The organism is Pseudonocardia aurantiaca (genome assembly GCF_039526725.1).
Lineage (GTDB): Bacteria > Actinomycetota > Actinomycetes > Mycobacteriales > Pseudonocardiaceae > Pseudonocardia > Pseudonocardia aurantiaca.
Map to the genome: position 1 here is coordinate 158,855 of NZ_BAAAJG010000001.1, position 14,230 is coordinate 173,084.

Genomic DNA, 14,230 nt, shown 5'->3' on the forward strand with positions numbered 1-14,230 from the left:
CTCTCATACCGGGCGTATCCGGGCGATCCGGCGGTGTCGACAGGGGCCGCCTGGGCGCGGCTATCACGGACGAAGATCCGCCGGACACGCCCTAGTGTCCGAGCAGCACTTTCGTCGCATTTTGGCGCACGAAAGTGCCGCTCGAACAGAGGCGGGTGAACTCAGCCCAGGTTGTTCTGCTGGAGCCAGGCCGTGGCAACCGACTCAACCGTGTTGTTGGCCGCGTCGTTGAGCTTCCGGTTCATCTCGATCAGGCCCTCGGTGGTGAGCTTCGCGGAGATCGCGTTCAGCGTCTGCTGCACGCCGTCGCTGGCCTTCTGCTTGTTGATCAGCGGGAGCACTCGCTGCGCGGCGAAGTTGTTCTGCGGGTCCTCCAGAGCCACCCAGCCGCGGTCGGCGATGGTGGGGTCGGTGGTGAAGAGGTCGGCCGCCTGAATGGTGCCGTCGGCGAGCGCCGCCACGGTGGTCGGTCCGCCCGCATCGAGCGAGCGGAAGTCGGAGAACTTGCAGTTGTAGATCCGCTCCAGGCCGGGGAGCCCGTAGGGGCGCTCGGTGAACTCCGGCGGCCCACCGAAGACGAGCTGACCGCAGTTCGGGGCGAGATCGGCGATCGAGCGGGCGTTGTACTGCTGAGCCGTCTCCGAGGTCACCACCACCGCGTCCTTGTTCTCGGCCTGCGACTGCTCGAGAACGGTGAGGCTGGGCGGCATGTGCTGCTGGAGCTCGGCGTACACGGCGTCGGCCGAGGTGGCCGTGGTCTGCGGGTTGACCTCCTGCAGGAGGTTGCCCGAGTACTCGGGAATCAGGTCGATCGAGCCGTCCTCCAGCGCCGGGAAGTACAGCTCGCGGCTGCCGATCCCGAACTGCCGCTCGACGGTGACGCCCTTGGCCGTCAGCGCCTGTGCGTAGATCTCGGCGAGGACCCGGCTCTCCGGGAAGTTGGCCGAGCCGACGCGAATGGTTTCGGCCGCGGCGGGCGGCTGGGCGGCCGAGCCGCCGGACGAACCGGCGAGCGGATCGCCGCCGCCACCGCATGCCGTGACGACCAGGGCCATCGCTCCGGCCAGTACGGCGAGTGTGCGCTTCATGCGGTTCCTCCTGCGACTACGGGGGTGGGTCGACGGGATCCTGTGCGCATGGGAGCTGTGCGCAGGCCCGGCGAGACGATCAACCGCTGCAGGCCGGCGAGCAGTCCTTCGACCACCAGTGCCAGTGCGGCGATGAGGACAGCGCCCGCGACCATGCGCGGGTAGTCGTTGAGCGCGAGGCCGTCGATCAGGAAGCGGCCGAGGCCGCCCAGAGAGATGTAGGCCCCGATCGCCGCGGTGGCGATGACCTGCAGCGTGGCGGTGCGGAGGCCGCCGATGATCAGCGGCAGCGCGATGGGCAGCTCGACCTTCAGCAGGACCTCGCGCTCGCGCATGCCGACTCCGCGGGCGGCGTCGACGACGGCCGGATCGGCGTTGCGCACCCCGGCGTACGTGCCGGCCAAGAGCGGCGGAACCCCGAGGATCAGCAGCGTGACCGTGAGCGGCAGGAGCCCGATGCCGGTGAGCAGCACCAGGAGGATCAGCAGGCCCAGCTCGGGCAGCGCCCGCAGGCCGTTGGCGATGCCGACCAGCAGGAAGCTCCCGCGGCCGGTGTGGCCGATCACGGCGCCGAGTGGGATCGCGATGACCGCCGCGAGCACCAACGCGAGCGCGGTGTAGCGCAGGTGCTCGGCGAGCCGGGCCGGGACGCCGCTGCTGCCCTGCCAATGCTGGGGGTCGGCAAACCAGGCGAGCACTTCCGCGAAGAGGTTCACGCGCGGGTCCCCGCTCCGGCCCTGCTCCAGGGTGTGGCGATGCGGCCCAACCCGAGCAGGAGCGCGTCACCGATCAGGGCGAGCAGCATGATCAGCACGATCCCGGTGACGATCTCGGTGGGGAAGTTGAGCTGGAACCCCTCGGTGAACAGCTCGCCGAGACCCCCGACGCCGATCAGTGCACCCACGCTCACCAGGCTGATGTTCGAGACCGTCGCCACCCGCAGCCCGGCGATCAGCACCGGCACCGCGAGCGGGAGCTCCACGTCGATGAACCTCCGGACCGGCTTGTAGCCGAGCGCGGTGGCAGCGGCCACCACGAGCCCTGGCACGGCGGCCAGCGCGTCGGCGACCGTGCGCACGAGCAGCGCGACAGTGTAGATCGTGAGCGCGACGATGATGTTGACCTCGGACAGGATCCGGGTGCCGAGGATGCCGGGCAGCACGACGAACAGCGCCAGCGACGGCACCGTGTAGAGCACCCCGGCCGCCGGGATGAGCACCGCCCGCGCCGGCCGGTACCGGCTGGCCAGCCACCCGAGCGGGACGGCGAGCAGCAGACCGACGACAACCGGGATCAACGCCAGCCGCAGATGCTCGACGAGGAGGAGGATGATCCGCTCGCTGTTACGCGGGATCCATTGCCAGACCACGAAGACCGGTTCCCCTCAGGCCGCGGCCTCGTCGCGCCGCACGTCGTCCAGCGCGCGCAGCACGTCGTCCGCGGTGATGGCGCCCGCGACCCGCCCGTCGGCGTCGACCGCGACTCCGCGCCCGGACGGGGACGAGAGCGCCGCGTCGAGCGCGCTGCGCAGCGAGCCGGAGCCCACGTCGTACAGCGAGCCGCCGGGCACCAGGTGCTCGGTGTCGACGGTGACGGCGCCGTTGACGTGCGCGCCGTGCAGCCACCCCTGCGGATGCTGCTCCGCGTCGACGACGAGCACCCACTCGTCCTGCGGCGGCACCGGGTCGCCGACTGCGACCGTGGACAGCTGGCCGAGCGGGATCGTGTCGGACGAGAGGAAGCCGAGCCCGCGGTAGCCGCGGTCGCGGCCCACGAAGTTGTCGACGAAGTCGTCGACCGGTCGTGCGAGCAGCTGGCCGGGCTCGTCGTACTGGGCGAGCACACCGCCGACGCGCAGCACCGCGACCTTGTCGCCCAGCTTGACCGCCTCGTCGATGTCGTGGGTGACGAACAGGATCGTCTTGCCCAGCTCCGACTGCAGCCGCAGGAGCTCGTCCTGCAGGTTCTCCCGCACCACGGGGTCGACGGCGCTGAACGGCTCGTCCATCAGCAAGATCGGCGGGTCGGCAGCGAGCGCCCGCGCCACCCCGACGCGCTGCTGCTGACCCCCCGAGAGCTGCGACGGGTAGCGCTTCGCCATCTCCGGCGCCAGCCCGACCAGCTCCATGAGTTCGGCCGCCCGCTTGCGGGCCTTCGCCTTGCTCCAGCCCAGCAGCATCGGGACGGTGGCGATGTTGTCGAGGATGGTGCGGTGCGGGAAGAGCCCGGCCTGCTGGATGACGTAGCCGATGCCGCGCCGCAGCTCCGCGGCGTCGCTGGACATGATGTCGCGACCGTCGACCGTGATGGTGCCCTCGCTCGGCTCGATCATGCGGTTCACCATCCGCAACGACGTGGTCTTGCCGCAGCCGGACGGTCCGACGAGGACGGTGATCCGCCCGGCATCGACGGTGAGGTCGAGGTTGTCGACCGCGACTGTGCCGTCGGGGAAGCGCTTGGTCACGCCCCGGAACTCGATCATCCGGGAGACCTCCGTGTTCACCGACGACCCCTTGCCGGTCGTCGCATCGCAGCGAGGCTAACCCGACGCACCGACAGTTGCGACTGATGTGATCTGAACGCGATACCCGGGCGTTGCCGGATGTCCTCGTGGGGCGCCACTTTGAGGGTCCTAGGGCCCCCCGGCGGACGAGGCGGGGGTGGCCAGGCGCCCACCGGCCAGTATCTCGCGCAATCGGCCGGCCGGCACCGGACGGGAGAAGAGCCAGCCCTGGTAGGCGTCCACCCCGATGCCGCGCAGCACGTGGAACTGCTCGGCGGTCTCGACGCCCTCCGCCACCGTCGTGCGGCCCATCGCCCGCGCCATGTCCACGACCGCACGGGCCACGGCGAAGTCGGCGGGGTCGTCCGCGATGCCCGTGACGAAGGCGCGGTCGATCTTGACGGTCTGAGCAGGCAGCTCCTTGAGCCGGGCGAGCGAGGAGTACCCGGTGCCGAAGTCGTCCACAGCGAACCGGACGCCGCGCTCGGTGAGCTCGGCCATGGCGGCGAGCGCATGCGCGGGCAACGCGACGAGGCTCGTCTCGACGAGCTCCAGCACGAGCTGGTCCCACGGCAGCCCGGCCTCGGCCACGGCATCGCTGACCACGGAGAGGAAGTCGGCATCACCTGGCAGCAGCCCGGCGAGGTTGACGGCGAGGGCGGGCCTGCGGCCACGATGCTCCGGCCAGCCCGCCGCCTCGCGCACCGCCGTGCGCAGGACCCAGAGGTCGAGGTCCCGCAGGAGCCCGCTGCGCTGCGCGACGGGCAGGAAGTCGCCGGGCGGGATGAGCCCGCGCTCCGGGTGCCGCCACCTCACCAGCGCCTCCGCCGAGAGCACCGTGCCGTCCGGGCCGACGACCGGCTGGTAGTCGAGCACGAGCCCGTCGCCTGCGATCGCGGCGCGCAGCTCGGCCTCCACCTCGAGCACCCTCGTCGCCGAAGAGACGACGCCGTCGGTGGCCATCCCGATGCCGCCGCGGCTTTGGCGGCGCTTGGCGTCGAGCATGGCGGCCTCGGCGAACCGCAGCAGGTCGGCGGCCCGCACGTCGCCGGTCGGCACCGGGGTGGCGAGACCGACGGTCGCTGTCATCTGCACGGGCCTCCCGTGCACGGTGAGCGTGGTCCGCAGCAGGTCGGCGACGGTGCGCGCGAGCAGGTCGGGGCCGCCGACCTCGGTGTGGTCGATGCAGATCACCACGAACTCGTCGGCGCCCAGCCGGGCGGCGGTGCACCCCACGGGCAGCTCGCGCTGCAGCCGCCCGGCCAGCGACACCAGCAGATCGTCGCCCGCGTCGTGGCCGAGGGAGGAGTTGACGCGCGCGAAGTCGTCGAGGTCGCCGCAGACCACCGCGACGCGGTCGCCCGTCGGTCCGGCAAGCAGCCGGTCCACCATCTCCAGGCAGGCCGCGCGGTTGGGGAGCCGGGTCAGCTCGTCCACCGTCCCCGCGCTGCGCAGCAGCTCCGCCGCACGACGGCGGTCGGAGATGTCGGTGCAGACGACGAGCCAGAACCAGCCGCCGTCGTCGGCCGACGTGGCCGACACCGCGACCTCGCACCACACGGTCGTGCCGTCCCCGCGCAGCAGCGGCACCGCGTCCACCCGGTAGCCGTGCCGTGCGCCGGGCGGCACCGGCCGCAGCCATCCCGGCAACTTCGCGGGGCCACCCAGGCCTGCCATGTCGAGCTGCGGGACCGAGAGCACCTCAGCCGCCATGCCCCGCAACCGCTCCAGCGGGATGTCCAGCAACCGGCACAGGCCGGCGTTCGCGTCGACGACACGGCCGGTCGGGTCCAGCAGCGCGACGCCGCCCGGCAGGAGCGCCATGAGGTCCGCGAAGCGCTGGCCGGAGCGTTCGACCATGCGCTGTGCGATGCGGTCCGCGCTGATGTCGTGGACGACGCCGACGAGCCGCACCGGGGTGCCGTCCTCGGCGCGTTCCACCTCGGCCCGGCAGCTCAGCATCCGGTCGCCGGGCAGCTGCAGCTCGATGTGGTGGTCGCCGACGGGCGCGCCGATGCGCAGGTCGTCGGAGAGCTGGGCGACCTGGTGGCCCTCCAGGGGCACCCGTCCGCTGCCGTCGGGGTCGACGCCAACGGATCGGTACAGCTCGTCGAGGGTCTCGCTGCGTTTGAGCGTGGCCGTCGCGAGGTCGTAGGTCCACGTGCCCACACGGGCCAGGCGCTCCAGCTCGCACGTCCAGCCGGGGTCGACGACCGGGGCCGCACTCGGCGCAGGTGCGGAGTCCAGTTCGACCAGCACGACCGCGGTCAGCTCGGCGGCCGCGAGCGGCCAGCGCACGACGCGCACGCGCACCGCGCTTCCGTCGGGCCGCATCAGCCGGGCGTCGGTGTCCGGGCCTGCGACCAGATGCGGGATCCGCAGGCCGAGCACGGGCCGGTCGCCGTTCTCGCGCCCGGCGAGCCGCACGAAGGCGGCGTTGACGCGCACCACTCGCTCCTCGCGGTCGCACACGAGCGCGGGCACGGCGGGCAGCGGGAAGGCATCAGGCGCCTGGCGCGGCGCGACCGGCTGGGGCGCGCGGTAGGGCGGCGGGTGGACACCGTTGCCGAGCAAGGCGTCCCGGAACGCGGTCGGGACACGCGGCCCCTGCCCCACGGCGTCCGGCGGGCCGGCTGCCGGAGCCGTCCGCTCCCCGTCGACGGGTGCGGCCGTCTCCGACACCGCCCTGGCCACCCGGCTGGCGAACAGCGCGGCCTGCGGGTGCACGTCGGCGCCGAACACCGCCTGCCGGGAACGCCGCAGGTCCGTGCGGATCACCGCGTCGGCTATGGGGGGCCGGCCACCCGCCGGCTCGGAAACCGAGTCACCGGCACGCCCCTCGCCCAAGCGGTGTCCGACCTCTCCCACGAGCTTCTCCCCAGCGTGTGGCGACGTCCCTCACACCTTCAACGACGCTCGTCGCCACACGATCTGGGTGCTCCCCCCGAACGGCCTATACCTCGCCCCGCGGACGCTAACCCGCAGGTCAGCACGCTGCGTGACGAACGTGGCCACCCAAGGACGAAGGCGCAGGCCGGAGCGTCGCAATTGCGTTACCCCGCGTCAGATGTCCGTCCCGCAGCTGCGGCGACCGCCGCCGACACGGCGGGCGCGACACGCGGGTCGAACGGGCTCGGCACGATCTTGTCGGCGCTCAGGTCGTCGCTCGCGACCGAGAAGATGGCTTCGGCGGCGGCGAGCTTCATGGCCTCGGTGATGCGCCGGGCGCCCGCGTCGAGCGCTCCGCGGAAGACCCCGGGGAACGCGAGCACGTTGTTGATCTGGTTCGGGAAGTCGCTGCGCCCCGTCGCCACGATCGCCGCATGCCGCGCAGCGACGTCCGGGTGCACCTCGGGGTCGGGGTTCGAGAGGGCGAACACGAACGCGCCCGGCGCTATCGCGGTGAGCAGCTCCTCCGGCAGGAGCGCGCAGGAGAGCCCGATGAACACGTCGGCGCCGTCGAGTGCCTCGGCGACCCCACCGGAGACGCCACGCGGGTTGGTGACAGCAGCGAGCGCGGCCTTCTCGCCCGTGAGGCCCTCCCGGCCTGCGACGAGCACGCCGCGCGAGTCGAGCACGGTGACGTCCGGGACGCCCGCGGCCAGCAGGATGCGCGCGCACGCGACACCGGCGGCGCCCGCGCCCGAGATGACGACCCGCAGCCCGCTGAGCTCCCGGCCCTGGACGGCGGCGGCACCGCGCAGCGCCGCCAGCACCACGATCGCGGTGCCGTGCTGGTCGTCGTGCATGACGGGGCAGTCGAGCGCGTCGACGAGCCTTCGCTCCAGCTCGAAGCAGCGCGGGGCGGCGATGTCCTCCAGGTTCACCGCGCCGAAGCTCGGGCGCAGCCGCACCAGCGTCTCGACGATCTCGTCGACGTCGGTGGTGTCGAGCACGAGCGGGATGGAGTCGAGGCCGGCGAACGACTTGAAGAGCGCGGACTTGCCCTCCATCACCGGGAGCGCGGCCCGCGGGCCGATGTCGCCGAGCCCGAGCACCGCCGTGCCGTCGCTCACGACGGCGACCAGCCGGTTCGTCCACGTGTAGCGGGCGGCGAGCGAGGAGTCGGCGGCGATGGCGCGGCTGACCTCGGCGACCCCCGGCGTGTAGGCGACGGCCAGGTCGCGGGCGTTCTCCAGTGGCACGGTGAGGCCGGTGGCCAGCTTCCCGCCGTCGTGGGCGGCGAAGATCTCCTCACGGCTCGGGGCGGCAGCAGGCATGGTGCGGTCAGGGACGATCGTCATGCGGGGATCCACTTCTCGTGCGGGCTCAGGTGGGCGCTCGCTCGCCGCGCACCGGAGCCCGCGGCTGTGGGCCGCGTCGCGGTGCCGGACGGCCTCTCGCGGGCGCCGGCAGGATGAGGCAGGCGCTCCGACGAGGTTCGGCTGTCGGGTTCCTGACATGGTAACCCAGTCCCGATCACCGGAAGATCGCGATCCCGTCACCCGGCCGGCGCCCTGGTCATTCCGGACGAGCAGGATCCGCCGATCACCCCTGTCGGCGAATTCCATTTGGACCATCCGGAAGCTTGACCACGCACCGGCCGCCGGATTCAGCGAGTTCGCCAAGACAACTAGATGGCAGTCATCCAATGCGCCTACACTGACCCGCCCAAGAGCCAATCGTTCGGCCCTGAAAGTCGAGCCGACGTGACAAAATGGGCAGCTCATGTCCAATGTGACATCATCGGCGCGTCCGACGCAGCCGTATCCGGCCGGGCCCGCCTCACGTCGACCTCATCCAAGGGCTGCCGCGGCCCGAGAATCGAGGTGGATTCGTGACCTGGTCGGTCTGCGCACCGGGAGCCGTCGCTACGAACCGCAACCGGTGGCTCGGGGTGAGCGATGGCTGACGCGCCGGCGATGCCCTTGTCGGGCACGCCACTGAAAGACCGGTTCCTCGGCGTCGACGTGGCACGGGGAGTAGCCCTGCTGAGCATGCTCGCGGCGAACATCTTCGTCGTCGTCTACGACGACGGCGCCGACACACCGACACTCGCAGGGATGACGGTGACCGGGCGCTCCGCGACCATGTTCGTGACGGTGGCCGGCATCAGCCTGGCATTCCTCACCGGCGGCCGGCACCCGATGGATGGCCGTAGTCGCCGGGCGGCCGCTGTGGGCATCGCGGTGCGGGCCTTGGCGATCGGGGCCATCGGTCTCGCGGTCGGCTACGTCGCCGGGAGCAACCTCAACGTGATCCTCCCCTACTACGCGCTGTTCTTCCTGCTGGCGATCCCGTTCGTCGACCTCCGGCCGCGGACGCTGGCGATCATCGCCGGCGGGCTGGCCGTGATCGGCCCGCTCATCCTCCTGTGGGCGTCCTACCTGGGCTTCGAAGGAACCGACGGCCGAAGCGTGACGTTCACCGATGCCGTCACCAATCCGACCGGCTTCGTCCTGGAGCTCTTCCTCGGCTCCTATCCGGCCGTCGTCTACATGGTCTACGTCCTTGCAGGCATGGCGATCGGGCGACTCGATCTGTCCTCCACGGTGGTGGCAACCCGGCTTATGGTCGGCGGGCTCGTCATGGCGGTCGTCGCGTGGGTCGTGTCCTCGGTGATACTTTTCAAACTGGGCGGCCTGCAGCAATTGATCGACGCGGCCGGGCCGGAAACGGATCCGAAGACGATCACCAATGACACGCTCTGGGATGCGGGCCGCGTGGATTCGTGGTGGTGGCTGGCAATTCGAAGCCATCACGCGGCGACGCCGATCGACGCCGTGCACAGCCTCGGCTGCGCAATCGCCGTCCTCGGTATCGTGTTGCTCGTCACCAAACTGCCCATCGGTCGACACCTCTTGTGGCCGGTGGGCGTGGCCGGCGCCATGACCCTGACGATCTACTCCACACACGCTCTGGTCCAGGGCTCGGGTTGGCTGCTGGACGATCACCCGATCGTTCTGTACGTCCTGTCCGTAGCCGGTGCGCTCGTCTTCGCCGTGCTATGGCGCCACTTCTTCGGCCAAGGACCGCTGGAGCGGGTCGTCTCGTTGGTGTCGGGCCGAGCACGCCGCGCAGCGATGGGATGGCGCTGGACCGACCGGAGCGATTCGAACACGCGGGCGGGGGGCCGGTGAGCGCCCGAGGCCTCGGCCTCAGCGGGGGCCGATCCGGCGGGGCTCCGGCCAGAGCCGCCACCGCACCACGGCCAGCACCTCCGCGGGGCCGAGCCTGCGCGAGTCGGTGGACCCGAACGGGTTGTCCCCGACCACCCACCACCCGGCGCCTGCCGGGCGGGCGGCCCGCTTGACCGAGAGCTGCCCCGGGCGCGCGGCCCACCGGACCAGCACCACGTCCCCTACCTGGACAAGTGCCCCGAACCGGACGATCACCACGTCCCCGTCGTGGAGAGTGGGCGACATCGACGGCCCCCTGACCGCGACCCTCCGCCAGCGCACATGACCTCCGTCTCCCCGGTTCCCCCGCTGTGACCAATGCCCAGCGCGAGTAGTGTCGGGACAGCCAGAACGATCACTCAGGGAGGACCCCATGCGGCTGCTGTCCCGCATCATCCGCCCGCGGCTGGAGGCCACCGCGCACTGCGACCTCCCGTGCGGCGTGTACGACCCGGCGCAGGCCCGTATCGAGGCCGAGTCGGTGAAGGCGATCCAGGAGAAGTACCAGGGCAACGAGGACCCGGAGTTCCGTGCACGGGCGCTCGACATCAAGGAGCAGCGCGCGGACCTGGTCAAGCACCACCTCTGGGTGCTGTGGACCGACTACTTCAAGCCCCCGCACTTCGAGAAGTACCCGGACCTTCACGAGCTGTTCAACAAGGCCACCAAGAAGGCGGGTGGTGGTCCCGGTGGCGCCAAGTCCTCCACGGACCCGGCCACCGGGCAGGAGCTGCTGGACCTCATCGCCCAGATCGACAAGATCTTCTGGGAGACCAAGGCGGCTGCCTGATCACAGGCCCAAAAGCGGCGCTGACCAGCGGGAACGACCTCCCGTCGGTCAGCGTCGTTTCTCGTTGTCGGGTGCCCTTCCACGCCGGCAGCGGCGGGCGGCAAACAACGCGGGGATCGCTCACGCGCCCGCTCTCGTGAGCGCGCCCGGGCGCTAAGCGCCCGCGCCGATCAACCGCATCGCCGAGCTCAGGCGGTGCTCCCCCCGTTCCGCGGCGCGGGCGGCGCCCTCCTTGCGCACCCGGGCCAGCTCGCCCGGGTCCGCGAGCAGCTCGACCGTCCGCTCGCGGATCGGGCGGAGCGTCTCGATCACCGCGTCCGCCACGGCCTCCTTCAGCGCGCCGTACGACGTGAACTCGCCGGCCAGATCCGCCGGACGGCAACCGCGGCAGCCGGCCAGGATCTCCAGCAGGTTGGCCACCCTGGGACGCTCCTCCGGCGCGTACGCGACGTCGGTGAACCCGTCCGTCACCGCCCGCCGCACCTTGCGCCGGATCAGGTCGGGCTCGTCCAGCATGAACACCACCCCGGCCGCGTCCCGCGCCGACTTCGACATCTTGCGCGCCGGGTCGGCCAGGTCGCGCACCCGCGCGCCAGTCAGCGGGAGCACCGCCCGCGGCACCGTGAACACCTCGCCGTAGATGCTGTTGAACCGCCGGGCCAGCGCCCGCGCAAGCTCGACGTGCTGGTTCTGGTCCTCGCCCACCGGGACCTCCTCGGCGCCCTGCAGCAGGATGTCCGCGGCCATCAGCACCGGATACGTCAGCAGGCTCAGCCGCACGCCCGGCTGCCCGCTGCCCTTCTCCTTGAACTGGATCATCCGCGCGGCCTCGCCGTAGCTGCAGGTGCACTCCAGGATCCAGGTCAGCGAACCCAGTTCGCGCGCCAGATCCGACTGCACGAACACCTGCTCGGCCGGAATCCCGGACGCCACCAGCACGGCCAGCATCTCGCTGGTCCGCGCCCGCAGCCGGCCCGGGTTGTGGGTCGTCGTCATCGCGTGCAGGTCGGACACGAAGTACCGGTCGTCCGGGCCGCCGTCGGACACCCAACGCTGGATCGCGCCCAGGTGGTTGCCGAGCTGAGTGTGGCCGGACGGGGTGATCCCGGAGAGGCGCATCGATGTTTCCTCGGGTCGGTGGCCACCCCGCCACGGGGCCCCCGGACACGACGAAGGCCGCCTACGCGGGCGGCCTTGGAGGGTTGCTGGATGTCAGCGCACGTCGGAGGAGCCGCCTGCCGACGGCCACCAGGAGTTCCCGATCAAGCGCACCGCGACAGCCTAGCAGCGGACACCTGACGACTCCGCCGATGAGTGCGCGGCCCTCGATCACGCGGTCGAACTGCGCATGGACCTCTCGCCCGCGTCGGGCTGGTCGAAGACCGTGCGCAGCAAGGGATCGCGCGCAGCAAGGTCAGAACCCAGGGCTGTGCCGACCTCGGCACCCGGGTGGCCAGATTCCCGGCCGTCTCACATCCCGACGCCACGCCGCTGACCAGCAACAACGCGGTACAACACGTCTGTGGACGCAACCGGCGCCCGCTTCTCGTTTCAACCCGCGACGGGATGTGGCAGGGGTCTGCTCCGGGGTCTTCGCTCCGGGTCGATCCACGCGGGCGGGATGAACTCCGGCAGCCCATCCCGGATGCGCACGATCCACTCCGAGTGATGGAGCAACCGATGATGCGCCCGGCACGCCATTACGAGGTTCTGCAGCGCGGTCGGCCCACCCTCCTGCCAGGGCAGCACATGATGCACCTCGCTCCACGAGGGCGGCCGCCCGCAGCCGGGGAACTCACACCCCGCGCCACGCGCGGCCACCGCCCGGCGCAGCCCGTCGGGGATGGTGCGGGTCAGCCGACCGACATCCAGCGGCTGGCCCTTCCCGCCCATCACCACCGGAACCACCGCGGCGTCACAGGCCAGCATCCGCAACGACTCCGGGGCGACGGTGCCACCGAAGTCGAGCACCGCGGCCCGGCACCGGTTCTCCAAGTCCTCCAACCGCACCAACACGTTCAGATGCGGCCGAGTGCCGCCGGTGTGCGGCAGGTCGCCGCGGTCCAGCACATGCCCACAAACCTCGGCCAGCGCTTCGGCCTGCCGCTCCGCCGGACTCCGGAGATCATCGCCGGTCAGCGGCTTGGCCGCCGCCGGGCCTCGAACCGCTCCCACCCCAGCAGATCACCCAGCGCCCCGGCCGCCGACTTGTAACCGCGCTCGGCGAACACACCCTGTCGATTTACAGCGGCCACCAGAGCGACCGCGGCCCGATCCATCCGCCGCGCCATCCGCTCCGACGCCGCCAGCGCCGCGATCAACTCATCCGCCCCGGCACCCGGCCCGAGCGCGTCCAGCGCGTCAGCCGCCTCGTCGAGGAGGCGCTTCACGGCGGCGACCGACCCGCAACCCGGCCGCGCTCCGCCGTCACAACACCGCAACACGATGGCGGTGAGGATGATCTCGGCCGGGCGCCGTCGCCGGACCTCTCTAGCCGTTGACGGAACCGGCGGCGAGAAGCAGCACCCGACCACGCGTGACCGGCATGGGTGGCGACAGCCATCCAGGACATGCCCTAGCAGGCCGACGCCCTGACGTCCGGGCGGCGCGCGAACTCCGGCGCATGCTCAGGCCGCAACCCCACGCCGATCAGATAGGCCGGCACGAACGACGCCTTCGGCACCTTCCGCATCAGCGTGACCAGCGGCTTCGGCGGTCCCATCCGTCGCCCGTCCAGCATCGGCATCACGATGCCGCGATGCATGATCCGCTGGAGGGTCTGCACGGCGATGGTGGGCAGGAGCCTGCGGGTGCGGACCCGCGCCAGCTCCCGTGGCGTCGCCGCGCCCCGCAGCAGCGGCGCCGCCAGGAGGGTCGCGGCGGCCACCGCGTCCTGAACAGCGAGGTTGATGCCGACGCCGCCGATCGGCGACATCGCGTGCGCGGCGTCGCCGATGCACAGCAGCCCGTCGACGTGCCACCGCGGCAGCCGGTTGAGCCGCACGTCGAGGTGCTTTACGTCGTCCATCGACGCGAGCTCGTCGACGCGGTCGCCCAGCCAGGGGATGAGCGTGGCGATGTCCTTCCGGAACGCCTCGAGCCCCCGCGCGCGCAGCGCCCCATCGGTGCCCTTCTGCTGGAACCACCCGATCTGGAGGAAGTCCTCGCGGGGGATCACCAGCCCGAACTGGCTCCGACCCGTGGCAGGGGTCAGTGCGCCGAGGTCGTCGCCCGCGCGGCCCGGGAGCCGGAGCCACCAGGCGTCCAGGGGCACCGGGAGCTCCCTGGGCCGCAGGCCGCTCTCGCGGCGGGCGACCGACCAGCGCCCGTCGCAGGCCACGGTGAGGTCGGCGCGGATCTCGCCGGTCTCGCCGTCCTCCGTGCGGTAGCGGACGCCGCTGACGCGCCCACCCTCCCGGAGCAGGCCGGTCACCTCCGTGCGCATCCGCAGGGTGTACGTGGGCTCCTCGGCCCCTGCGGCCGCCAGCAGGTTGAGCAGGTCCCATTGCGGCACCATCGCGATGTATGGATGGCGCACCTGCAGCCTGCGTACGCCCTCGCCAGCAGCAACCCCAGCACGAGCCCCGCCGGTCCGCCGCCGACGACAACGCACGTCGTGCGCTCCCCCATGGCCCCTCCCCGTATTTCATCGTTTGCTGAATAAATCTACGGTAGCCCTCCTTGCGCACGGTGTCGAGGTCCGCGGGCCGTCCGCGCGCGGGTTAGGGTC

12 protein-coding genes and 2 pseudogenes are annotated in these 14,230 nt (G+C 71.5%); 2 read left to right on the forward strand and 12 right to left on the reverse strand.

All coding sequences use genetic code 11. The features are described 5' to 3' along the window. Positions 1-161 precede the first annotated feature (161 nt). The 6 genes from ABD143_RS00650 to ABD143_RS00675 all read right to left on the reverse strand — a co-directional run bounded on the left by ABD143_RS00650 (position 162) and on the right by ABD143_RS00675 (position 7,835). Positions 162-1,088, reverse strand: a complete 927-nt coding sequence (locus ABD143_RS00650) for an ABC transporter substrate-binding protein (RefSeq protein WP_343969547.1) — start codon at positions 1,086-1,088, stop codon at positions 162-164. Beyond that, positions 1,085-1,804, reverse strand: a complete 720-nt coding sequence (locus ABD143_RS00655; RefSeq protein ID WP_343969550.1) for an ABC transporter permease — start codon at positions 1,802-1,804, stop codon at positions 1,085-1,087. Before ABD143_RS00655 ends, ABD143_RS00650 begins: the two co-directional genes overlap by 4 nt. Continuing rightward, positions 1,801-2,457, reverse strand: a complete 657-nt coding sequence (locus ABD143_RS00660) for an ABC transporter permease (protein WP_343969553.1) — start codon at positions 2,455-2,457, stop codon at positions 1,801-1,803. The genes ABD143_RS00655 and ABD143_RS00660 overlap by 4 nt, the downstream gene beginning before the upstream one ends. Positions 2,458-2,472: 15 nt before the next feature. Then, complete coding sequence (locus tag ABD143_RS00665; protein ID WP_343970224.1) at positions 2,473-3,570, reverse strand: ABC transporter ATP-binding protein; 1,098 nt, start codon at positions 3,568-3,570, stop codon at positions 2,473-2,475. 150 nt (positions 3,571-3,720) lie between these two features. After that, positions 3,721-6,369: a putative bifunctional diguanylate cyclase/phosphodiesterase gene (locus tag ABD143_RS00670; RefSeq protein WP_343969556.1), complete on the reverse strand. Its 2,649-nt coding sequence runs from the start codon at positions 6,367-6,369 to the stop codon at positions 3,721-3,723. Between the two features lie 275 nt (positions 6,370-6,644). Next, complete coding sequence (locus ABD143_RS00675) at positions 6,645-7,835, reverse strand: NAD(P)-dependent malic enzyme (RefSeq protein WP_343969559.1); 1,191 nt, start codon at positions 7,833-7,835, stop codon at positions 6,645-6,647. 600 nt (positions 7,836-8,435) lie between these two features. Between ABD143_RS00675 and ABD143_RS00680 the strand changes: the two genes are divergently transcribed. Then, positions 8,436-9,671 (forward strand): heparan-alpha-glucosaminide N-acetyltransferase domain-containing protein, encoded by a 1,236-nt coding sequence (locus tag ABD143_RS00680; RefSeq protein WP_343969562.1) that lies wholly within the window; start codon positions 8,436-8,438, stop codon positions 9,669-9,671. Positions 9,672-9,689: 18 nt separating this feature from the next. On the opposite strand, the gene ABD143_RS00685 is transcribed toward ABD143_RS00680, so the two are convergent. Beyond that, a complete protein-coding gene (locus ABD143_RS00685) occupies positions 9,690-9,992 on the reverse strand; it encodes a S26 family signal peptidase (protein WP_343969565.1) in 303 nt (100 codons plus the stop codon). 91 nt (positions 9,993-10,083) lie between these two features. Here ABD143_RS00685 and sodN point away from each other — a divergent pair, with 91 nt between their 5' ends. After that, positions 10,084-10,500, forward strand: coding sequence for a superoxide dismutase, Ni (gene sodN, locus ABD143_RS00690; protein ID WP_425563733.1), 417 nt, complete (start codon positions 10,084-10,086; stop codon positions 10,498-10,500). 153 nt (positions 10,501-10,653) lie between these two features. Here sodN and trpS read toward each other — a convergent pair whose 3' ends face one another. The 5 genes and pseudogenes from trpS to ABD143_RS00710 form a co-directional block, all read right to left on the reverse strand. Further along, complete coding sequence (gene trpS, locus ABD143_RS00695) at positions 10,654-11,619, reverse strand: tryptophan--tRNA ligase (RefSeq protein WP_343969568.1); 966 nt, start codon at positions 11,617-11,619, stop codon at positions 10,654-10,656. Positions 11,620-11,821: 202 nt separating this feature from the next. Continuing rightward, positions 11,822-11,978 (reverse strand): annotated as a pseudogene (locus tag ABD143_RS38085) (IS256 family transposase); the annotation flags it as partial. Between the two features lie 73 nt (positions 11,979-12,051). Continuing rightward, a complete protein-coding gene (locus ABD143_RS00700) occupies positions 12,052-12,675 on the reverse strand; it encodes an HNH endonuclease signature motif containing protein (RefSeq protein ID WP_343969571.1) in 624 nt (207 codons plus the stop codon). After that, the gene (locus tag ABD143_RS00705) at positions 12,636-12,890 is read right to left on the reverse strand and encodes a hypothetical protein (RefSeq protein ID WP_343969574.1); all 255 of its coding nucleotides are present in this window, start codon (positions 12,888-12,890) and stop codon (positions 12,636-12,638) included. Before ABD143_RS00705 ends, ABD143_RS00700 begins: the two co-directional genes overlap by 40 nt. Positions 12,891-13,075: 185 nt before the next feature. Next, positions 13,076-14,130, reverse strand: a pseudogene (locus ABD143_RS00710) (FAD-dependent monooxygenase). Positions 14,131-14,230 lie beyond the last annotated feature (100 nt).

Coding starts and splice junctions, on each gene's coding strand:
- ABD143_RS00650 (WP_343969547.1), bottom strand. CDS start 1,088: ATGAAGCGCACACTCGCCGTACTGGCCGGAGCGATGGCCCTGGTCGTC.
- ABD143_RS00665 (WP_343970224.1), bottom strand. CDS start 3,570: ATGATCGAGTTCCGGGGCGTGACCAAGCGCTTCCCCGACGGCACAGTC.
- ABD143_RS00675 (WP_343969559.1), bottom strand. CDS start 7,835: ATGACGATCGTCCCTGACCGCACCATGCCTGCTGCCGCCCCGAGCCGT.
- ABD143_RS00680 (WP_343969562.1), top strand. CDS start 8,436: ATGGCTGACGCGCCGGCGATGCCCTTGTCGGGCACGCCACTGAAAGAC.
- sodN (WP_425563733.1), top strand. CDS start 10,084: ATGCGGCTGCTGTCCCGCATCATCCGCCCGCGGCTGGAGGCCACCGCG.
- trpS (WP_343969568.1), bottom strand. CDS start 11,619: ATGCGCCTCTCCGGGATCACCCCGTCCGGCCACACTCAGCTCGGCAAC.